This is a genomic window from Ancylobacter sp. (assembly GCF_965249975.1).
Classification (GTDB): Bacteria; Pseudomonadota; Alphaproteobacteria; order Rhizobiales; family Xanthobacteraceae; genus Ancylobacter.
Map to the genome: position 1 here is coordinate 431,928 of NZ_CBDFNE010000004.1, position 21,048 is coordinate 452,975.

Below are 21,048 nucleotides of genomic sequence, written 5' to 3' on the forward strand. Positions count from 1 at the left end.
GCTGTGGTCAGCTGGGTGCTCACGGCGCGATCAGGATGACGCGCGGCGCGCCGGTGGGTGGTGGCGCGGGCGTGGTGGCGGCCTCGGCGGGGGGCGCTGAGGGAGCGGGCGGGGTCGGCGGGGCCGGTGGCCAGCCGCCGGGCGGTGCGTAGCGGGCTTCGAGGTCGCGGGCGCGCTGCCCGTTGAGGTCGATCAGGCAGATCAGCCGCTGTTCCATGACGCCCGACCCGCCGAGCCGCCCGCCAATCGTCTGCTTCGGGCCCTCACCCTCGAACGGCGCGATGCTCTGGCATTCGAAATTGCGCCAGTGGACGAACCGGCCCTGCGCCTCTTCGAACAGCGAACTCCAGCGGCGGCGCTGCGCCGGCTGCAGATCGGCCCGCGCCTCGATGGCGGCGAGCACGCCGGCGACGCTGCGTTCCAGCGTGCTTTCGCCCGTTGCCTGTAGCGCGGCGAGGCAATCGAGATAGGCGCGCGGCTCGGCGTGTTCGCGCCGGCAGGTCGCCGGGTCTGTCGCGGCCGTGGCCGCGGCGCCGCCGAGCCCGAGCAGAAGCGGCGCGGCAAGAAGGCGTAGGCCGAGGCGGCGGCGGTCAGTCATCGGTCTCGGCCTCCGTTCGGCCCGCCGCACTCAGGCGGCGGGCGCCTTGCGCAGGAAGGCGTCCATGCGCTCCAGCGCGCGGGAGATGTTCTCGGCCGAATTGGCGTAGGACAGGCGGATATAGCCCTCGCCGAACACGCCGAAATCCGGCCCGCCTATGGTGGCGACTCCGGCCTCGTCCAGCAAGGCGGTGGCGAGCTTCTTGGCCGAGGTCCAGCCGGTCCCCGTGATGTTGGGGAAAGCGTAGAAGGCGCCCTTCGGCACGGCGCAGCGCACGCCCGGCAGGGCGTTGAGCCCGTCCACCACCAGATGCCGGCGGCGGTCGAACTCGGCCACCATTTCCGCCACGCAGTCCTGCGGGCCGGTAAGCGCCGCCAGAGCGCCGAACTGCGCCGGGGCGTTGACGCAGGACCAGGCATTGACCGCGAGCTTGCGGGCGGCGTCGAACAGCCCTTCCGGCCATAGCGCCCAGCCAAGCCGCCAGCCGGTCATCGCATAGGTCTTCGACCAGCCATTGAGCAGGATCAGCCGGTCACGGATCTCAGGGTAGGCGAGCAGGGTGGTGTGGGCCTCGCCGTCGAACAGGAACTGGTCGTAGATCTCGTCGGAGAGGATCGCGACCTGCGGATGCGCGGCCAGCCCGGCAATGAAGGCATCGATCTCGGCCTTGGGGGTGACGCCGCCGGTCGGATTGGCCGGCGAGTTGAGGATGACGAGGCGGGTGCGCTCGGTGATGAGCGAGAGCGCCTCCGTGGCGGAGAAGCCGAAACCATTCTCCTCGCGTACCGGCACCGGCACGGGGGTGGCGCCGGTGAACTCGATCATCGAGCGGTAGATGGGAAAGCCGGGGTCGGGATAGAGGATTTCCGCGCCGGGTTCGCCGAGCATGAGGATGGCGGAGAACATCGTCACCTTGCCGCCGGGGACGATCATCACCCGGCCGGGATCGATGCCGAGGCCGAAGCGGCGCTCGATATCGCCCGCCACCGCCTCGCGCAGCGGCTGGATGCCGACGGAAGGGGTGTAGCCGTGCTGGCCGTCGCGCAGCGCCTTGATCGCGGCTTCCACAATGTGGCCCGGCGTGGCGAAATCCGGCTGGCCGATGCCGAGATTGATGATGTCGCGGCCCTGCGCCGACAGAGCGGCGGCGCGCGCCAGCACGGCGAAGGCGTTCTCCTCGCCGATCCGGTCGAAGGCGGCGACGGGGTGGAGCGGCAGGCGGGCGGCTGGCGTCATCATGTCCTCGTTCGGGTTCCGTTGGCGTTTCGGTTGACGCGGCGCATCAAAGCTCTTGCAGTCTTTCGCAGTCGTGTCACACGGGAACGGGGCCGGGTTCAAGTGCGACGCCGGCCATGCGGGAGTGGGGTAAGACGCCGATGACTGGGCCGCAGAGTGAGCTTTCCGCGCCGCCGGCGCTGCCGATCGGCCCCTTGGTCGACACCGCGCCGGCGCAGCGCCCCACGCGCACGGTGCTCGCCGGCCGCTTCGTCGACCTCGTGCCCTTCGATCTCGACGCCCATGGGCCGGCGCTGTACGCCGCCAGCCACGGGCCGGAGAGCGAGGCCATCTTCGCCTATCTCCCCAACGGCCCCTATGCGGATTACGCCGCTTTCGCTGCCTATTACGGCCCGGCCGCGGAGCGCGACGACCCGCTGCTGTTCGCGATCATCGACAAGGCAACCGGCGTCGCGGTGGGCCATGCGACGTATCTGCGGATCGACCCGCCGAACCGGACCATCGAGGTTGGCCATATCCTTTATACGCCGGCGCTGATGCGCACCCCCGGCGGCACCGAGGCCATGTATCTCATGGCCCGCCATGTGTTCGAGGCGCTGGGCTACCGCCGCTATGAGTGGAAGTGCAACGCGCTCAACGCCCCCTCGCGCCGGGCGGCGGAACGCTATGGCTTCCGCTTCGAGGGAATTTTCCGCCACCACATGATCATCAAGGGCCGCAACCGCGACACGGCGTGGTTCTCCATCCTCGTAGAGGAATGGCCGCAGATCGCGGTGGCGATGGAGGCGTGGCTCGCGCCGGGGAATTTCGACGCGGCCGGTCGGCAATTGGTATCGCTGTCCGTGCTCAACGCCCGCACGCTTGAGGTGGAAGGCCGCACGCTGCGCCGTGCCGACCTTGCCGATCTTCCCGCCGTCGAGACGCTGCAGCGCGCCGCCTATGCCCGCAACCGCATCCTGCTCGGCGTCGAGCCGGTGCCGCTGCTGTGGGATTATGCCCGCGTGTTCCGCGAGCGGGAGGTGTGGGTGCTGGAGGGCGCCGACGGCCTCGCCGCCGTCGCCATTCTTCAGCCGCGCGGCGACGATTTGCTCGCCGACAGCCTCGCCGCCTGCCCGCGCGCGCAGGGCTTCGGTCATGGCAATCTGCTGCTGGCGGCGGCCGAAGCGCGGGCCCGCGCGCTTGGGCGGGACACGGTGCGGCTCTATACCGGCGAGCCGCTGGAAGCCAACATCAACTGGTACCGCCGCAAGGGCTATGCCATCGAGCGGGTGGAACAACTGCCCGACCGGCGGCTGGTGCATATGGCCAAAACGCTGGGGTGAGGGCGATGTGCGGGCCGTTCTGCGCGCGCTTTCCTTGCGCCAGCGCGCGGATGGCTTACATTCGGGGCGCACCTTCGCCCTGACCCCGTGCAGTTGGACGTTCGACGATGAGCTATGTGGAGGCGGCCGGCGCGCCGCTGCGCAAGACTGGCCATATCAAGCTGCATGGCCCCGAGGGCTTTGCCGGCATGCGCAAGGCCGGGCAGCTGACGGCGCAGGCGCTCGACCTCGTGCATGAGCTGGTGGCGCCGGGCGTGACCACCGACGCCATCGACCGGCTGGTGTTCGAGTTCGCGATGGACCATGGCGCGCTGCCGGCGACGCTGATGTATCGCGGCTACCGCAAATCCACCTGCACCTCGATCAACCATGTCGTCTGCCACGGCATTCCCAACGACAAGCCGCTGCGCGAGGGCGACATCGTCAATGTTGACGTGACGCTGATCGTCGATGGCTGGTATGGCGATTCGAGCCGCATGTACCCGGTGGGTGAAATTCCCCGCCGCGCCGAGCGGCTGCTGGACGTGACCTATGAATCGCTGATGCGCGGCATCGCCGAGGTGAAGCCCGGCAAGCATGTCGGCGATATCGGCGCGGCGATCCAGGATTTCGTCGAGCCTCTGCATATGAGCGTGGTGCGCGATTTCTGCGGCCATGGCGTCGGCCAGGTGTTCCATGACGAGCCGAACATCGTGCATGTCGGCCGGCGCGGCGACGGGCCGGAGCTGATGCCCGGCATGATCTTCACCATCGAGCCGATGATCAATCTCGGCCGCCCGCATGTGAAGGTGCTGTCCGACGGCTGGACGGCGGTGACGCGCGACCGTTCGCTCTCCGCCCAGTTCGAGCACACGGTGGGCGTGACGGAGACGGGCTGCGAGATTTTCACCCTCTCGCCCAAGGGCTATCACAAGCCGATCTTCAGCAACGACTGAGCGGGGCCGGGGCCGGCATGGCGCGGAACGGAACAGGGCGCAGCGGCGGCCGCGAGGCCGCGCCGGGGTCCGCCGGGAGCGAGCCGGCCGCGCTTTCCGGCTTCGACGAGGCCGAGCCGCATTTTCTCGGCCATCGCGAGCGGCTGCGCGAGCGCTTCCGCAGCGGGGGCGGGGAGGCGCTGCCGGATTACGAACTGCTCGAACTCGTGCTGTTCCGCGCCGTGCCGCGCGCTGATGTGAAGCCGCTCGCCAAGGCGCTGATCGACCGCTTCGGCTCCTTCGCCGAGGCGATCAGCGCGCCGCCCGGGCGGCTGCGCGAGGTGAAGGGGGTGGGCGAAGCCATCATCACCGAGCTGAAGCTGATCGGCGCGGCGGTGGAGCGGGTGACGCGCGGACAGGTTCGCGCCCGCCCGGTGCTGTCCTCCTGGAGCGCGGTGATCGCCCATTGTCGGGCCAGCATGGCCTTTGTCGAGCAGGAGCAGTTCCGCATCCTGTTCCTCGACAAGCGCAACCAGCTCATTCTCGACGAGGTGCAGCAGCGCGGCACGGTGGACCACACGCCGGTCTATCCGCGCGAGGTGGTGAAGCGGGCGCTGGAAGTGGCGGCGAGCGCGATCATCCTCGTACATAACCACCCGACTGTCGCGTTGTAGGGTGCTGTGTCGAACTATGGTGTATCATAGCGTAAGCTTTGTGATGGCTTGATTTTGACGCTTGGCGTACGCCCGACAGCCGTGGGATAGTGGGGGCGGTAAAAGGGACAGTGGGCCGCTTTCCGATCCCAGTTGTCGATCCCGCTTCGCCCTGACCGATCCCAGTTCTGGAGTGGGAGATGCGCCATGCCGAGCCTGACTGACACAGCCATCCGCCATGCCATTAAGAGGGTGGAGACGAGCCGTAAGCAGGAGAACCTGCCAGACGGGGAAGGGCGGGGAACAGGTCGTCTGGTGCTGGTCCTGAAGCCTATGCCCAAGCGGGTGACCGCCGACTGGATGGCGCAGCAATGGCGGGACGGTAAGCGGACCAAGAAGAAGCTGGGTGCCTACCCATCCATCTCGCTGGCGCAGGCGAGGGAGGTGTTCAAGCGCGACTACGCCGACGTGATCCAGAAGGGCCGGAGCATCAAGATCGCGACCGATACCCGGCCGGGTACGGTTGCGGATCTATTCGAGGGCTATGTCGCCTCGCTCAAAGTGGCGAACAAGCCGTCGTGGAAGGAGACCGAGAAGGGGCTCAACAAGATCGCCGGGACATTAGGGCGGAACCGCCTGGCACGGGAGATCGAGCCGGAGGAGATCGTCGAGCTGATTCGGCCGATTTATGAGCGCGGCGCGCGGTCCATGGCCGACCACGTCCGGTGCTACATCCATGCCGCCTATGGCTGGGGCATGAAGTCGGACAATGACTACCGTCATGCCTCACCTCGGCGCTTCCGCATCCCGTTCAATCCAGCCTCGGGCATCCCGACCGAACCGAAGGTGCAGGGGACCCGTTGGTTGAGTGAGGATGAGTTCGTCCAGCTCTACCGCTGGCTGGAGTGCCCGGATGTACCGATCCATCCGTCCTATGCCCGGGCGGTTCAGCTGATCATGCTCACCGGGCAGAGGGTAGAGGAAATCGCCCGTCTTCATGTTGATCAGTGGGACGCCAGGGAGCGGATCATCGACTGGTCGACCACAAAGAACCTTCAGCCTCACGCGGTTCCTGTTCCCTCGCTCGCAGCCGAACTTATCGAGTCGATCACGCCGAATGAGTTCGGCTGGTTCTTCCCGTCAGCCAAGGATCCGACCCGTCCTGTCAGCCACGCCACGCTCTACGCCTTTGTCTGGCGTCAGCGCGACCGCGGCGTGATCCCGCACGCGACCAACCGGGATCTACGCCGGACCTTCAAGACGCTTGCCGGCAAGGCGGGGGTCACCAAGGAGATCCGCGACCGGCTGCAGAACCACGCGCTGCAGGATGTCAGCTCCCGCCACTATGACCGCTGGAACTACATGGCCGAGAAGCGTGCTGGCATGGCCAAGTGGGACAAGTTCGTCAGAGCCATGCTCTCGAGAAAGCGCAGCAACCTCGCCGCTGACCTCTCGCTCGACCGGGAGATGCTGCAGGATATCGTCCGCCGAAAAATCTGAGGCCTGGTCGCAAGCGCGAGCTCGTCGGCATGATGTGTGGCGAGTGGCAGGTGTCGATCCGCCGGGCCTGTGCGGCTCTGGAGTTCGACCGGTCCACCTACCACTACAGATTCTGCCGACCCGACCAGGCCACCTTACTGTTCGGCGAGACGCCGCTGCTGTTCGGGATCGACCTGTGGCGCTGTCATTGTCGGCGGCACGACGGGCTGGCCGCGGTTCTGCGCATCAAGGATCGGCCGGCCGAAATCTCCGGGTAGTGGCGGACCCAGGATCGGCCCGGTGTAGTCCCGCGGCAGGCCGGCGAGGCCATCGGCCGTGGAGCGGTTCTGGGTGGAGTAGAGCTCCTCACCGCCGGCCCCCTTGCCGCGACCCTGCAGATCATAGATCAGCGCACCACCAAGGCCGAGACTGACAACCAGCCCGGCGCCGGCGAGGACTTTGACCGACAGCCCGCGCATCGTGCTCATCCATGCGCTCGAGGAATCCGTGACGCCCTCGCGGACTGCATTTCGCGAGTATTGGCCGGAGGCACTCGTCTTCGACCTGCTCGACAAGTCGCTGGCCGTCGATCTCGCCGCGGCCGGGCACCTTGATGCCGCCATGACCCGACGCTTCGTCACTCTGGCCGATTACGCCGCGACTGGCTCGGGAGCCGGCGGGATGCCGGCGGGTATCCTTTTCACCTGTTCGGCCTTCGGCCCGGCGATTGAGGCAGTGAAGAATCGGCTTGCGATTCCTGGCTTCCGACCCAACGAAGCGGCCTTCCGCGCCGCGCTGGCGCAGGGCGACCGTATCGGACTGTTGGTAAGCTTCGGGCCATCGGCCGCGGCGCTGTCGCGCGAACTCTAGGCGATGGCCCCGGCAGAGGGCCGCGGCCTCTCCATCAAGGTTGCGGTCGCCGACGGCGCCCTGAGCGCGCTCAGGGCGAGTGATGTGGAGGGGCATGACGCGCGCGTCGCGGCGGCGACGGTGGGTCTACGCGATTGCGATGTGATCCTGATCGGCCAGTTCTCACTCGTGCGTTCCCGCGCGGCGGTTCTGCAGGCGGTTCGCGGAGCCGAGCTGATCACGACGCCCGATGCCGCCGTCACCGCGCTGCGCCCGCTCGTGGTTGCCCGGCATGGAGAATAGTGGAGAATGGCGGAGGCACATGAGCCGCTGTCATCCTAAGCCTCGGCGCGGTAACGGGCGATATTGTCTGCGAGAAGCTGCAGCATCTCATCGCGGACAGGGTCGCGTGAGCCACCCATCCAGGCGGCGGCCAAAGGTAGGACGTTCAGCTCTTCCGAGCCGGAAAAAGCGAGCGGGATATAAGCCACGCCGGCGACGCTCATGCGCGAGGTCCATCGCGGCACCAGCGCCACGCCGAGGCCGGCGGCGACGAGCCCGACAATCGTCTGCTTCTCGCCGGCCACCTGGGTGATGCTGGGCTTCAGCCCCTCCTGCGCGAACAGCTTGATGGTGAGATCGTGACTGTGCGGGCGCAGGCGTCGGTTGGGCACGATCAGCGGCTCGTCCGCCAGCTCGCAAACAGTGACGCATGCACGCCCGGCGAGGGCATGGTCGCTCTGAACGGCCACGACCACGCTTTCGCGCAGCAGATGTCGCAGCTCAATTTGGCGGGCGAGCTGGGTCGGCGGCCGGATAAGAGCAAGATCAAGCCGACCGGACAGCAGTCGCGGCAGCAGGCCAATCGTCTTGTCCTCCACAAGCTCGACGACGACGTCAGGTCTTTGGGCGCGGAAATCATGCAGGAGCATCGGCACCAGGCCAGCGGCGGCGGTGTCCACCGCTCCGAGGCGCAGCGTCGTCGCATTGAGCCGCACCCGCTCCCGGAACCGGAGTGCCATCGCGTCGGCCACCTGCAGCAGGGTGCGCGCGTCCGTCAGCAGAGACATTCCATCATCGGTGAGTGCGACGCTGCGCGTGGTGCGGACGAAAAGGCGCGTGCCCAGGGATTCTTCCAGCAGTTGCACATGGCGGCCGAAAGCCGCCGGCATCAGGTCCATCCGCCGCGCGGCACGGCCGAAATGCAGCTCGTCGGCGACGGCGATGAAGCATCTGAGCTGATGAAGATCCATGGCTTGCCTCCATCTCGTGCGGCTCAGATTATTTCAATAAATTATATAATCCAGCCCCGATTAAAGCAGACCCCCTACCACCCTAGGATAGGTGCAACAGGCACGCTCATAAGCGCCGGCCAAAACTCAGGGAGGAAGATGAGATGCCGCGCAGCTGCGTCGGCGTGGCGAGTCACGCCCCTTCGGCAGCCGGTCCTCGCCACTCTCTCCCCACTTTCTGGCCACTTCCCCCTGAAGCCCCTGGGCAACGCAGTTGCGAGCCCCGTGAACCCGTGCGGCGGCCTTCATCGGCGATGGGTCCAAGCTCCGCGACGTGCCGTCTGGACCGCTGATTTGTTTACTGTTCTGGAGAACCTTCGATGAAGACCTACAAGATCGCGGCCATTCCCGGCGACGGCATCGGCAGCGAGGTGATTTCGGCCGGTGTGGAGGTACTGCACGCCACCGCCGCCCGCGAGGGTAGCTTCGCCTTCCAGGTCGATCATTTCGATTGGGGCGGCGAATACTACAAGCAGCATGGTGTGATGATGCCGGAGAACGGCCGTGACCTGATCCGTCATCATGACGCGATCCTGTTTGGCTCGGCCGGCCATCCCGAAATTCCCGACCACATTACGCTCTGGGGGCTGCGGCTCAACATCTGCCAGCCCTTCGACCAATATGCCAATGTGCGCCCGACCCGCATCCTTCCCGGCATCACCTCACCGCTGCGCAAGGTGCAGGGCCCCGAACTGGACTGGGTCATCATCCGCGAGAACTCGGAGGGCGAGTATGCCGGCGTCGGCGGGCGCGTCCATCGCGGGCAGGCGCTGGAAGTGGCCACGGATGTCGCGATGTTCACCCGTGGCGGCGTCGAACGCATCATCCGCTTCGCCTTCAAGCTCGCCCGCTCGCGTCCGCGCAAGCATCTCACCGTCGTCACCAAGTCGAACGCCCAGCGCCATGCCATGGTGATGTGGGATGACGTGGCGACCGAAGTGGCCGCCGAGTTCCCGGATGTGACCTGGGACAAGATGCTGGTCGATGCCATGACCGTGCGCATGGTGATGAAGCCGGAGAGCCTCGACACCATCGTCGCCACCAATCTGCACGCCGATATCCTTTCGGATCTCGCCGCCGCGGTGGCCGGCTCGCTCGGCATCGCGCCGACGGCCAATCTCAATCCCGAGAGGACTTTCCCCTCCATGTTCGAGCCGATCCACGGCTCGGCCTTCGACATCACCGGCAAGGGCATCGCCAATCCAGTTGGCACCTTCTGGTCGTCGGTGATGATGCTGGAGCATCTGGGCGAGAAGCCCGCGGCTGACCGACTGATGAACGCCATTGAACGCGTCACCGGCGATACGCGCTTCCACACGCCCGACCTTGGCGGCACCGCCCGCACGGCGGATGTCACCGCCGGCGTGATCGAGGCCATTCAGGCCGCCAATGCCTGACCGCGCGACAGTTCTTGTGCTCGGACGGAGAGGGGATCTCCGCCCGGGTGCCATCCGACGACGTGCTTGCTAACAGGACTGCACGCGAACCAACGAAAATAAGGGAGGCTCACCATGATACGCCATATGCTCGCCACCGGCGCCCTGCTTGCCGCGCTGGCCGCGCTGGCCGCGCCCGCGCACTACGCCCTCGCCCAGGATGGGTTCCCCACCAAGCCGGTGACCATTCTCGTCCCAGCTGCGGCGGGCGGCCCCAGTGACACGGTCGCGCGTCTCGTCGGACAGGCGATGAGTGCCAATCTCGGCCAGCAGGTGCTGATCGAGAACAAGGGCGGCGCCGGCGGCTCGCTCGGCACGGGCCAGGTCGCTAAGGCGGCACCCGATGGTTACACGCTGCTGCTCTATCATATCGGCGTCTCGACCTTTGCCGCGCTCTATCCGGCACTGCCTTACAAGCCCGCCGAGCTCACCTCCGTGGGCCTCGTGACGGAAGTGCCAATGACACTTGTCGGCCGCACCGACCTCAAGGCTAACAACATCGCCGAGCTGCTCGCGCTCATGAAGCAGCCGGGCACTTCGCTGACCATCGGCACGGCGGGTGTCGGCGCGGTCTCGCACCTGTGCGCGCAGATGCTGGAGCAGGCCACGGGCGCCAAGCTCACCAAGGTTCCCTATCCCGGATCCGGACCGGCGATGACCGACCTGATCGGCAAGCGCATCGACCTGATGTGCGACCAGACCACCAACACCACCAACCAGATCAAGGGCGGCGAGATCAAGGCGTTCGGCGTGACCACGCCCAAGCGCATCGCCGTTCTGCCGGACCTTCCGACGCTGAGCGAGAGCGGCCTGAAGGATTTCGAGATCACCGCCTGGCATGCGGTCTGGGCGCCGAAGGGCACGCCCGAGGCGGCCCGCGTTCGACTGTCGCAGGCGCTGCAGGCGGCCCTGAAGGATCCGCTGGTCATCGAGCGCTTCGCCGCGCTGGGCACGGTTCCCGTCGAGCCGGGCGAGGCGACCCCTGCCGCACTCGACGCGCATTTCAAGGCGGAGACTGCACGGCTCGAGGCCCTGCTCAAATCCTCCAACTGACCGCAGCTTATGGATACCGGGCGGGCGCTCCTCCGCCTGCCCGGCATTCGGCTCCTAGGCGGCCTGCCACTCCCCATGCCTCCATGCCGGCAAAGTCCGCAAGCTGCCCGAAACGCGCCCAGCCGAGAGGCACTCCATGACGACGACTGATAAGGAACGATCGCGCAACGACCTCTATGTCGGGGCGATATTCATTATACTGGCCCTCTTCTTTGGCAGCGAGGCGCGGCATTATGACCTCGGCGCCGGCGGTCAGGTGGGTCCGGGGCTTTTCCCGGTGGTGCTATCGGTGCTGCTGTTTGCCCTCGGGGTCGCCATTGGGCTCCAGCACTGGAGCTCACATTCCGAGCACCACGCCAGGGCGGTACCGTGGCGGGCGATCGTCCTTGTCTGCCTGTCGCTGTTCCTGTTCGGCTATGCCAGCGATGATCTCGGCCTCGTGCCTGTCGTCTTCCTCTGCACCGCGCTGACCGCCCTCTCGTCCACACAGAACTCGCTCGCCGCTGCTCTCGCCATCGCCGCCGTCATGAGCCTCCTGTGTTTCGCTGTGTTCAAGCTGGGCCTTGGCATCAACCTGCCAAGTTTCGGCCCGGTCTTCGGACGGTGAGGTGAGTTATGGAACTTCTGTCGAATCTGGCGCTGGGCTTTGAGACCGCGTTCTCGCCGGTCAACATCATCTGGTGTTTCGTCGGCGTGCTGCTGGGGACGCTGGTGGGCGTGCTGCCGGGCATCGGCCCGACGGCCACCATCGCCATGTTGCTGCCCATCACCTTCACCTTCTCGCCGGTGACGGCGCTCATCATGCTCTCGGGCATCTATTACGGCGCGCAGTATGGTGGCTCCACCACCGCCATTTTGATCAACCTGCCGGGCGAGAGTTCGTCCGCTGTGACCGCGGTTGATGGCTACCAGATGGCGCGGCGGGGACGGGCAGGACAGGCGCTGGCCACGGCGGCGCTGGGCTCGTTCTTCGCCGGCAGTGTCGCCACTCTTTTGCTCGCCATGGCGGCGCCGCCGCTGGCCAGCGTGGCGATCCGCTTCGGGTCGCCGGAATATTTCGCGCTGATCGTTCTCGGACTGCTGGTCTCGATCTCGCTGGCGCACGGGTCGGTGCTGAAGGCGCTGGGCATGATCGTCCTCGGTCTGGTGCTCGCGACCGTGGGTCAGGACGTCTATACTGGCACGCCGCGCTTCACGCTGGGCCAGCTCGAACTCTATGGCGGCATCAACTTCGTCTCGATTGCCGTCGGCGTGTTCGGCGTGGCGGAAATCTTCCGCAACCTGGAGGACGAGCGCGGTCGCGAAGTGGGGATCAAGTACGTCACCCATCTGTGGCTCAGCCGGAAGGAGTTCTGCCAGATCGCGGCACCCGTCCTGCGCGGCACTGTCCTCGGCTCCATTCTGGGTATCCTGCCGGGCGGCGGGCATGTGCTCGCCTCCTTCGCCAGCTACGCGGTGGAGAAGAACACCTCGAAGCACCCCGAACAGTTCGGTCATGGAGCCATCGAGGGCGTGGCGGGCCCGGAGAGCGCCAATAACGCCGCGGCCCAGACCTCGTTCATTCCCCTCCTGACGCTGGGCATTCCCGCCCATCCGGTGATGGCGCTGATCCTGGGCGCCTTCATCCTGCAGGGCATCGTGCCCGGGCCCAAGGTGATCTCCTCCCAGCCGGAACTCTTCTGGGGTATTGTCGCCTCGATGTGGATCGGCAACGTCATGCTGGTGGTGCTCAACCTGCCGCTGATCGGGGTGTGGGTGAAGCTGCTCTCAGTGCCTTACCGCGCGCTGTTTCCTGCCATCGTCACCTTCGCCGCCATCGGCTGCTACTCGATCAACAACAATCCGTTTGATGTCTATGCGGTGATCGTCTTCGGCGTGCTCGGCTACGCGCTTATCCGATGTGGCTGCGAGCCCGCTCCGCTGTTGCTCGGCTTCGTGCTTGGCGGTCTGCTGGAGGAGCATCTGCGACGCGCGCTCATCATCGCCCATGGCGACCCCTTGGTCTTCGTCCAGAACCCGATCTCCGCTGTGCTCCTCGGCATCGGCGTGGTGATTCTGGCAGTGGCGGCTCTGCCGAGCATTCGCGGCAAGCGCGACAAGGTCTTTGCGGAGGATGAGGCGTAGACGACGCAAACCGCTCGCGGCATCCTGACGAAACGGCGCGGCGATAAAAGCCGCCTACCGCTTCGCCGGTCCGGCACCTTCTTTCAAAATGTGCTTCAAGAACAGGTTGAACAGCTCGGTCTGGCTGGAAATACCCAGCTTCGCGTAGAGGTTCTTACGGTGGATCTTCACCGTGCCCTCGGCGATGTCGAGGAGGTTGCCGATCGACAGGCTTGAATGGCCGCGCAGCACCAGACTGACGATGGTCTGCTCGCGCGGTGTGAGGTGGGTCGGCAGAAAGGTGCGGAAGGCGAGTTCCATCGCCTCCTCCGGGGCGGGAGGCGGGCTCGCGGCCGAGGGTTCGTCTGCCTCGCCGATCTGCCGCCAATGGCTCGCCATCATCGCCGTGACCAGCGGGGCGGCGGTCACGAGTCGGCCGAAGGCCTCGTCGGAGAACGGCCCGCTGGCGTTCTGCCGCATCAGCGAATAAGCAAGATAGACTCGGCTGCCGACGGGCACGAGGAAGACCACTTCCTCCGCCAGAGCCCCGCTCTCCATCGATATGCAGGGATGCACGTCGGGCGAGTTGTAATATTCCCCCTCGAAGAAATCGTCGGGTGCCAGGTCTGCCAGGCGATAGACACCCGTCGGCACCCGGCGCAGGCAGGACGTGTAGACCGCGTCTAGCAGGTAGGTGCCGTCCAGATAGTTCTGCATCACCGGCGCCGAGGAAATACCCTTCAGCCCGTCATGCAGTAGGCGCGGCCGGGCCTGGCCGGGATAGGCGAAGACACAATCGAGATCGAACGGCGCGAGCGAGCCCAGCGCCGCCGCCAGACTCGGTGCGAAATCGGGCGTGCCGATGCGCGCCACCAGTTCCGGCGCCATGGCGTTCCAGGTGTCGGGGGAGGAAGCCAGGGCCGTCATTTGCCTTGCACTGATGGAACGGCCGGACGCGCCGAGGATGCACGACCTACCTCTTTGGGGATATGGGCGACGCCCGGTACTGCCGGGAAGATAAGCGTGCCAATAAATCGGGCTGCAAGGCAAGCCCTTCCATCCGGGGAACACACATGACATCGGACGCGGTGAGCGCTGCCCCATCAAGCGGCGGGGTGACCTACCAGCCGGTCGGCGACGGCTATTTCGAGAAGCGCCAGCTCAAACGCCATGCAGGGCTTTTCACCCTGTGGATGATGGGCGTGGGCGCGGTCATTGCCGGAGAGTATTCCGGCTGGAACATCGGCCTTGCCCAGGGCGGCTTTGGCGGCATGCTGATCGCCACCGCCATCATCGGCTTCCTGTACATCTGCCTGTGCTCGTCCATCGGCGAGATGAGCGCGGCGCTGCCTCACACCGGAGGCGCCTACTCCTTCGCGCGCACCGCGCTAGGCCCCTGGGGCGGCTTCACCACCGGCCTCGCCGAGAACATCGAGTTTGTGCTCGCCCCCGCCGCCAACATGTTCTTCATGAGCGCCTATCTCAGCGCCATCTTCGGCACGCCGGACAGCTGGCTGCCGCTGTGGTGGGTCGTGGGCTATGCCGTGATGCTGGGCCTGTCCATGCGCGGGTTGGAACTCTCCATGCGCGTCGTGGTGTGGGTGACGGTTGCCGCGATGCTGGTGCTGGCCTTCTTCTTCCTCGTCGCCATCCCGCACATTGATTTCGCGCGCAACGCGCTCAACATCGCGCCGGACGGAACGATGATCGAGGGCGGCAACGGCCCGTGGCTTCCCTTCGGCTTCACCGGCGTGATGCTGTCGCTGCCCTTTGCCGTCTACATGTTCCTCGCGGTCGAGCAATTGCCGCTCACGGCGGAAGAAGCGAAGAATCCCACGCGCGACATGCCGCGCGCGCTGATCCTCTCCATCGTGACGCTCATCCTGCTGGCGCTCGGCGTGCTGTTCTTCGGCGCCGCGACCCTACCGGGCGCCCATGCCCTTGGCAGTTCCGGCGAGCCGCTGCTCGACGGTTTCCGCCACATCTTCGGCGATGGCTGGGCCAAGCTGTTTGCCGCCATCGCGGTTCTGGGTCTGGCGGCAAGCTTCTTCGCCGGTTCCTTCGCATCGGGCCGCAACGTCTATTCGCTCTCGCGCGCGGGCTACCTGCCGACCGGGCTGTCGGTAACGAGCGCCCGCACCCAGACGCCGAACATCGCACTGGCGGCGGGGTCGGCGATGGCGCTGGGCATGCTGCTGCTGGTGTGGTTCCTCGGCGGTAAGGACAATGTCGCCTTCATGGGCGGCTTCCTGGTGAGCATGATCGTGTTCGCCGGCATGGTCTCCTACATCCTGCAGAGCTTCTCCTTCCTGCGCCTGCGCACGCTCTATCCCAGCATAGCCCGGCCCTTCGTCAGCCCGTTCGGCCGGTTCGGCGCCTATGCGACCATCCTGATCTGCGCGGTCACTCTCGCCTACCAGTTCCTCGACCCGCTCTATCGCTGGGCGGCGGTCGCCGCGGCGGCCTGGTATGTCATCGGTCTCGCCTATTTCGCCTTCTATCGCCGCCACCGGCTCGTGCTGTCGCCCGAGGAGGAGTTCGCGGTGTCCGGCGGCACGCGCGGCCGTCCGCTCGGCGAGTAGTGCGCGCCACCACCGCGGGACCCCGCGACACATCCTCCGGCGCGACGCTGGCCGCCGCGCCGCTTTTTCAGCCGACATTCAACAGGAGCGTTTCATGGCCGGGAAACTGGCAGGAAAGGTCGCAATCATTTCCGGCGGAGCGACCGGCATGGGGGGCGCCGCCTCCCGTCTGTTCGCCGCGGAGGGCGCGACGGTCTGCGTCATCGACCGCAATGTGGCGGCGGGCGAGGCCACAGTGGCTGAGATCCTCGCCGCGGGCGGCACGGCGAGCTTCATCGCCGCCGATGTCTCGGACGAACTCCAGGTTCAGCAGGCGGTCGCCACCGCCACGGAGCGTCACGGCGCCGTGACCGTGCTGTTCAACCACGCCGGGTCCATCGTCATCAAGCCGTTCCTCGAGACTACGCTGGAGGAATGGGAGTGGTTGCACGCGGTGAATGTGCGCTCCATGTTCCTGATGACCCGCGCGGTGCTGCCGCAGATGATCGCGGCCGGCGGCGGCTCCATCGTCTGCACGTCCTCCATCTCGGCGGTGGCGGCGACGCCCATGGAGGTGCTGTACGACACCACCAAGGGCGCCTGCCACCAGTTCGCCCGCGCCATCGCGGTCGAGTTCCGCGACCGGGGCATCCGCTGCAACGCGGTGTGTCCGGGCTTCATCCGCACGCCGCATGGCCTGCGCGAAGTCGAGGAACTCTCCCGCCTCGGCGTCGATGTCTCCGACGCCGCGCTGGCGGTGCAGCAGGGGCGCATCGGCGAGCCCGAAGAGGTGGCGCGTGCCGCGCTGTTCCTCGCCAGCGAAGAGGCGAGCTTCGTCAACGGCGCGCATCTGTTCGTCGACAACGGGTTCACCGCCACCTGAGGGCGGGAGTGTCAGGGAGAGGGCGCGCCATGAGCCGAAAGGGCCTGGCGCCGCGCCGGTAGTGGGCGGGCACGAGAGGCCCGACCAGTTGGCTTGCGTAAACGGCACAAGAACACATGGCGATATCGCGCCGCGCTTGATGCCGCGCCAAACTGGCGAAAGGGCCATGACGCTGAGCTCAACGACGCGAGAGACGCGAAACAGGCTGAGCAGGAAAAAGCCAGATAGCGCCTTACGGCACACAGAGCGGATGGGAGCATCCGCCCGTTCTCTTCGCTGGGTCAGCGTGGGAATTGACCGGCGCTCTTGAGGAATCCTGATGCCGTCTCGGCATCGGGCTTGCTTGGCCCGCGTGCTGACGACGGACGTCCCGTGTCTGGTGCGCGCTTCGGCGTCGTGATGTCGTCGCCGGTATCGCGAGGAGCGCGCGAGAGAGGGGCCTTCGCCACCCCTCTCCCCTCTCGCCACCCCCTCAGAACTTCAGCGAGAACTGGGCGGTGAAGGCGTTCTGCGAGGCGTCGCCCGCGAGCTGGCCGGCATAGGTGGCGCCGATCTGCGCATTGGCCGACAGCGCGTAGCTCAGCCCCGCCTCCAGCAGCAGCGCATCCTCCGCCACCGGCACGCCGGACACGCTGAACGGCGTCAGCCCGCCGGCGAACTGCATGGTCGAGCTCGGCGTCACATCGCCAAAGGCATGCTGCCAGCCCAGCGTCGCATAGGGGGTGAGCGTGCGCCCGCCGACCTCCACCGTCGTGGCCAGCCGGACGCCGAGCGTGGAGTAGAACGTGCTCATGTCGTCGGTGGAGACGGACAGCGCCGCCGCCCCGCCCTCTTCGCCGAGCGAAGCGCCGGACACATTGACATAGGCGAGGCCGACGAAAGGCTCGAAGGCGATGGCGCCGACCTCGACATCATAACCGATCTCGCCGAAGACCTGCGCCGTACCTGTGGTGTCGTTGCCCTTCAGCGACTCGGCAAAGCCCGGGAACACCACCGAGCGCGACATCGACAGGTCGTGCCAAGTGTAGGCGGCGCCGCCGCGCAGCGCCACGGCGCCATACTGCGCCCCGGCATAGAGGCCGAGATCGTAATTATTCGCCGAGCCGGAGGAGGACCGCCCGTCGACATCGAAGGTCGAGCGGCTATAGCCGCCGAACAGGCCGGCGCGGGCATTCTCCGCCACCGACACATCCGCGCCCATGAGGAAGCCGCCAATGGTGTTGGAGATGCTGGCGGCATTGCCATTGGACCAGCTGTTGCCCCAGCCGCCATAGCCCTGCGCCCACAGGGTCGGCGTGTAGCCCTCGGCCAGTTGCGCCTTTACCGGGCCGGGGCCATAGGCGAGCGGGGAGACGCCCGGCGCGGTCAGCGCCTGGCGCAGCCGCCCGCTCACCGCGTCGCGGACATAGATCGACTGCTGCTGCAGCACGCTGCTCACCGAGGCATAGGCTTCGCCCGAGAGCGCGTCGAAGGCGGCGGGCGCGGCGTTCTCAGGCAGCATCAGCAGCGCGTCATAGATCGCATTGCCGCTCCCCAGCGTCTGCGCCGCCGTGGCGGTGGTGAACTGGTTCGGCGTGCGGGCATAGGAGGCGAAGGACACGCCGTTATAGTGCAGCAACAGGTAGATGTTGGTGTCATCCTTCTCGAGCGCGGCGTCGAGGAAGGCGTAGTTCTCGCTCACGCTGCCGAAATTGCCGGTGACACCACCCGTCGCGGTGAGGATGGCGTATTTGGTGTCCACCGCATATTTGCCGGGCACGGCGACGACTTCGACCGTCGCGCCGCTGTCGATGGTGGCGGTGCCGGAGCCGATGACGAGATCGTGCTCGCCGGTCGGCGTCACATCCACGCGGTAGTCGCTGAGGTCGTTGAAGGTCACGTCGGTGGCGTAGATCGTGCCGGGCGAGTTGCCCGGCGCCAGGATGCCGCCCCCATGGATGATGAGGGCATTGACCGTGCCGTTGCCGGCGAGAATGCCACCCGGGGACACCTCAACGGAGGACGCGCTGGCGAACTCGCTGCCTGTCAGGCGCAGCGTCGCCCCCTGGACAAGGATCTGGCCGTGGTCAGCGTAAGCGTTCCGGAGCCCGTCTTCGTCAAAGCCGCCCGGACCGGACAGGGCGGCCGAAACGCCGATGTCACGGCCGTTGCTGTCAAACGTTGCGCCGGCGGCCTTGATGGAGACGGAGGCCGTGCTGCTGATGAAGTCCGCCTGCGATGCCGACGCCTTCAGCACGCCACCATCGAAGGTCAAGGAGCCGCTGCCGGCGCCGACGAGCACCCGTCCCGCTGTCAGAACGCCGCGCCCACCCTCCTCGCCGTCGAGTTCGAGCGTCCCGCTGCCCCCGCTGCTGTAGCCAAGCGTCACGACCGTCGCAGAGACCGAGCCCCCCTTGTCAACGGTGAGGTTGCCGCCACCGCCGAGACCGACGAACAGGTCGAGGGCACCCGTGCTCCAGCTCGAGTTCGCGCCGGTGATCGTCACCGTGCCGGAGGATGCCGCGTTAAGGCCGATATAGCCGTTGCCGCTGCTCACCGCGCCGCCGTCCGACACCGTCAGGGTGCCGGTGCCGGAGCCGCCCACCACCAGGTCATGGGTATTGGTCCACTGCGAACCGGCACCTGCGACGGTGACCGCGCCAACCGATGCCACGCTGGTGCCCACATAGCTGTAGTCGCTGCTGAACGATCCCCCCGTGCGGACGTCGAGCGTCCCGTCGGAGCCTGTGCTCGAGCCGATATAGCCATTTCCGGTGGAAACCTGGCCGGCGTTCTCCACGGTCAGCGTGCCTTTGCCGCCATAGCCCACATGGACCTGACTGGTGTTGGTCCAGGACGACCCGGCACCGGTGACGGTTGCGGTGCCGGTCGAACCGGCGTTGACGCCAAGGAAGCCGGTGTCGGTGTTCACCTTGCCGCCGGCCTCCACATTCAGGGTGCCGGTGCCGCTTTGCCCGATGCCGATTTCCTGGCTGGCCGTCCAGGTGGAGCCGGCGCCGGTGACCGTGACGGTGCCGGTCGAGCCGGCCGTGACGCCGACGATACCCGCCGCGCAGGTCACCCCGCCCCCGGCCTCCACGGTCAGCTTGCCGGTGCCGCCATAGCCCACATTCAGCGTGCTTGTGTTGGTCCAGAGCGAACCGGCACCGGTGACGGTTGCGGTGCCCTTCGAGTCAGCATTGACACCCATATAGCCGGTGTCGGTGTTCACCTTGCCGCCGGCCTCCACATTCAGGGTGCCGGTGCCGCTTTGCCCGATGCCGATTTCCTGGCTGGCCGTCCAGGTGGAGCCGGCGCCGGTGACCGTGACGGTGCCGGTCGAGCCGGCCGTGACGCCGACAATGCCAATCGGTCCTGTCAGGGTTCCGCCCGCGGCTACCGTGAGATTGCCGGTGCCGGCATAGCCAACATTCAGGGTGCTGGTGCTGGTCCAGGAGGAGCTGATGCCGGTCACGGTGCCGGTGCCGACAGCGGCCGCACCGGAGCCGAGATAGCTGTATGCGAAGCTCACATCTGCACCGGCCGAAACGGTCAGCGTACCGTTGCCGTCCTGCCCCACGCCGACTTCGCCCGTTCCCGTCCAGGACGATGTGGCACCGGTGACAACGGCGGCGGCGGTCGAGCCCGCGCCATTTGCGATGTAGCCGGACGTGCTCTGAAGCGACCCTCCGCCCTCAACCTGCAGGTTGCCGGCCGTGACATAGGTCGCGCCGCTATAGGTGTTTGCGCCGGTCAGAAACAGGGTTCCAGCGCCCTTCTTGGAGATGGAGCCGTCGCCGGAAATCACATTGGACAGGCTGTAATTGCCGGCCTGCGCGAATTCCAGCGTGGTGGCATCGGTCGCGACCACGATGCCGCCGGTCTTCGCCTCGACGGCGTGCAGCATCGCGCTGTTCGTCCTCGTGACGGGCCTTCCGTTCGTCGTTCTCATGCGAAAGCTGGCGCTGGTGTGGATCGTGCTAGCCGTGGCAGGCTTTGCCTCCGGCGTTCCGATGCTTCACGCCTCGCTGATGCTGGTCGCCGGCGTCGCATCATGGCTGTTCATGGATGCCTGGAATTGGGCGCTTTATCGCCTTCTGCCCGAAGAGGATGTTCTCATCGCTCCCTATCACTAGGCGGCTCCTCGCACGGAAAGAACCGCGCCCTGACGGTCGTGTCAGAGCGCTGCCAAAACGTGCTGCTGTCGGTAGAGGTGAAGGGGTAGGGCCCGCTTGGAGGGCTCTCGCCACAAACACGGCAGCGCATTCTCAGGCGCACATTATGGATGGTTTCCCCAGTGCGTGCGAATAGATCCATGACCGCGGAACGCACATAAAGCGCTCGGTGCCCGCAGCTGCAAAGAAACCCGACGAGATGGCTGCTTTCCCCGACCATGAGAACAGACGTAGAACATACTTGCGGGGTGTGAACTTTGTCTAGCCTGCGGGCGTGTGTTCCCGCGCGGCCGATCGGCCGCGTGAGGTGGCGCCTCAGCAGCTAGCACCGCCAGCCGCAGGCCGCGCGGCTGGTTCGAGACATTGATGTAAACCACAAGAAGCTTGCGCAAAACGTGTCCAACGTCCTGCTTCTGGCGACGGCGCTCAACCCAGTGATCGGTTACGACAATGTCGCCCGCATCACGGCGAAGGCCCTGAGCGATGATGTGCCCCCGTGACGCCGCCGTGGCGCT

General features: G+C 66.5%; 17 protein-coding genes and 3 pseudogenes. 14 read left to right on the forward strand and 6 right to left on the reverse strand.

Annotated elements, in window-relative coordinates; genetic code table 11:
- Window positions 1-19: 19 nt before the first annotated feature.
- Together ACP2AH_RS06520 and ACP2AH_RS06525 are read right to left on the reverse strand one after the other, a co-directional pair.
- Window positions 20-598: a lysozyme inhibitor LprI family protein gene (locus ACP2AH_RS06520; protein WP_425105055.1), complete on the reverse strand. Its 579-nt coding sequence runs from the start codon at window positions 596-598 to the stop codon at window positions 20-22.
- A 30-nt stretch (window positions 599-628) separates the two neighbouring features.
- Window positions 629-1,837, reverse strand: coding sequence for a pyridoxal phosphate-dependent aminotransferase (locus tag ACP2AH_RS06525; RefSeq protein ID WP_425105056.1), 1,209 nt, complete (start codon window positions 1,835-1,837; stop codon window positions 629-631).
- A 137-nt stretch (window positions 1,838-1,974) separates the two neighbouring features.
- On the opposite strand from ACP2AH_RS06525, the gene ACP2AH_RS06530 reads away from it, so the two are divergent.
- The 5 genes and pseudogenes from ACP2AH_RS06530 to ACP2AH_RS06550 all read left to right on the forward strand — a co-directional run.
- Window positions 1,975-3,156 carry a GNAT family N-acetyltransferase gene (locus tag ACP2AH_RS06530; protein WP_425105057.1) on the forward strand — a complete coding sequence of 394 codons (1,182 nt, stop codon included), beginning with the start codon at window positions 1,975-1,977 and terminating at the stop codon, window positions 3,154-3,156.
- Between the two features lie 107 nt (window positions 3,157-3,263).
- Window positions 3,264-4,091 carry a type I methionyl aminopeptidase gene (gene map, locus ACP2AH_RS06535; protein ID WP_244375058.1) on the forward strand — a complete coding sequence of 276 codons (828 nt, stop codon included), beginning with the start codon at window positions 3,264-3,266 and terminating at the stop codon, window positions 4,089-4,091.
- Window positions 4,092-4,108: 17 nt separating this feature from the next.
- Window positions 4,109-4,744: a JAB domain-containing protein gene (locus ACP2AH_RS06540; protein ID WP_425105058.1), complete on the forward strand. Its 636-nt coding sequence runs from the start codon at window positions 4,109-4,111 to the stop codon at window positions 4,742-4,744.
- Window positions 4,745-4,930: 186 nt separating this feature from the next.
- Window positions 4,931-6,169: pseudogene (locus tag ACP2AH_RS06545) on the forward strand (tyrosine-type recombinase/integrase); the annotation flags it as partial.
- Window positions 6,149-6,360 (forward strand): annotated as a pseudogene (locus ACP2AH_RS06550) (IS3 family transposase); the annotation flags it as partial. The pseudogenes ACP2AH_RS06545 and ACP2AH_RS06550, both read left to right, overlap by 21 nt.
- Here the strand turns inward: ACP2AH_RS06550 and ACP2AH_RS06555 are convergent.
- Window positions 6,361-6,690, reverse strand: a pseudogene (locus ACP2AH_RS06555) (TrbI/VirB10 family protein); the annotation flags it as partial. It lies immediately after the preceding pseudogene.
- Between ACP2AH_RS06555 and ACP2AH_RS06560 the strand changes: the two are divergent.
- Together ACP2AH_RS06560 and ACP2AH_RS06565 are read left to right on the forward strand one after the other, a co-directional pair.
- Window positions 6,662-7,072, forward strand: coding sequence for a hypothetical protein (locus ACP2AH_RS06560; protein WP_425105059.1), 411 nt, complete (start codon window positions 6,662-6,664; stop codon window positions 7,070-7,072). The pseudogene ACP2AH_RS06555 and the gene ACP2AH_RS06560 overlap by 29 nt on opposite strands.
- Before the next feature lie 3 nt (window positions 7,073-7,075).
- Entirely contained in the window at window positions 7,076-7,354 is a 279-nt protein-coding gene (locus ACP2AH_RS06565) for a hypothetical protein (protein ID WP_425105060.1), read from the forward strand.
- A 35-nt stretch (window positions 7,355-7,389) separates the two neighbouring features.
- Here ACP2AH_RS06565 and ACP2AH_RS06570 read toward each other — a convergent pair whose 3' ends face one another.
- Window positions 7,390-8,304, reverse strand: a complete 915-nt coding sequence (locus tag ACP2AH_RS06570) for a LysR family transcriptional regulator (protein ID WP_425105061.1) — start codon at window positions 8,302-8,304, stop codon at window positions 7,390-7,392.
- A 359-nt stretch (window positions 8,305-8,663) separates the two neighbouring features.
- On the opposite strand from ACP2AH_RS06570, the gene ACP2AH_RS06575 reads away from it, so the two are divergent.
- The 4 genes from ACP2AH_RS06575 (at window position 8,664) to ACP2AH_RS06590 (ending at window position 12,956) form a co-directional block, all read left to right on the forward strand.
- Window positions 8,664-9,740 carry a tartrate dehydrogenase gene (locus ACP2AH_RS06575; protein ID WP_425105062.1) on the forward strand — a complete coding sequence of 359 codons (1,077 nt, stop codon included), beginning with the start codon at window positions 8,664-8,666 and terminating at the stop codon, window positions 9,738-9,740.
- A gap of 126 nt (window positions 9,741-9,866) precedes the next feature.
- On the forward strand, window positions 9,867-10,832 hold the full coding sequence (locus tag ACP2AH_RS06580; RefSeq protein WP_425105369.1) for a tripartite tricarboxylate transporter substrate-binding protein: 966 nt from the start codon (window positions 9,867-9,869) through the stop codon (window positions 10,830-10,832).
- A 136-nt stretch (window positions 10,833-10,968) separates the two neighbouring features.
- A complete protein-coding gene (locus tag ACP2AH_RS06585) occupies window positions 10,969-11,439 on the forward strand; it encodes a tripartite tricarboxylate transporter TctB family protein (protein WP_425105063.1) in 471 nt (156 codons plus the stop codon).
- An 8-nt stretch (window positions 11,440-11,447) separates the two neighbouring features.
- Window positions 11,448-12,956, forward strand: coding sequence for a tripartite tricarboxylate transporter permease (locus tag ACP2AH_RS06590; protein WP_425105064.1), 1,509 nt, complete (start codon window positions 11,448-11,450; stop codon window positions 12,954-12,956).
- Between the two features lie 54 nt (window positions 12,957-13,010).
- Here ACP2AH_RS06590 and ACP2AH_RS06595 read toward each other — a convergent pair whose 3' ends face one another.
- Entirely contained in the window at window positions 13,011-13,862 is an 852-nt protein-coding gene (locus ACP2AH_RS06595; protein ID WP_425105065.1) for a helix-turn-helix transcriptional regulator, read from the reverse strand.
- A 146-nt stretch (window positions 13,863-14,008) separates the two neighbouring features.
- Between ACP2AH_RS06595 and ACP2AH_RS06600 the strand changes: the two genes are divergently transcribed.
- Together ACP2AH_RS06600 and ACP2AH_RS06605 are read left to right on the forward strand one after the other, a co-directional pair.
- Window positions 14,009-15,517 carry an amino acid permease gene (locus ACP2AH_RS06600; protein WP_425105066.1) on the forward strand — a complete coding sequence of 503 codons (1,509 nt, stop codon included), beginning with the start codon at window positions 14,009-14,011 and terminating at the stop codon, window positions 15,515-15,517.
- A 94-nt stretch (window positions 15,518-15,611) separates the two neighbouring features.
- A complete protein-coding gene (locus ACP2AH_RS06605; RefSeq protein WP_425105067.1) occupies window positions 15,612-16,379 on the forward strand; it encodes an SDR family NAD(P)-dependent oxidoreductase in 768 nt (255 codons plus the stop codon).
- A 472-nt stretch (window positions 16,380-16,851) separates the two neighbouring features.
- On the opposite strand, the gene ACP2AH_RS06610 is transcribed toward ACP2AH_RS06605, so the two are convergent.
- Window positions 16,852-20,265: an autotransporter domain-containing protein gene (locus tag ACP2AH_RS06610; protein ID WP_425105068.1), complete on the reverse strand. Its 3,414-nt coding sequence runs from the start codon at window positions 20,263-20,265 to the stop codon at window positions 16,852-16,854.
- A 16-nt stretch (window positions 20,266-20,281) separates the two neighbouring features.
- Between ACP2AH_RS06610 and ACP2AH_RS06615 the strand changes: the two genes are divergently transcribed.
- A complete protein-coding gene (locus tag ACP2AH_RS06615; protein ID WP_425105069.1) occupies window positions 20,282-20,494 on the forward strand; it encodes a hypothetical protein in 213 nt (70 codons plus the stop codon).
- The last annotated feature ends 554 nt before the right edge of the window (window positions 20,495-21,048 follow it).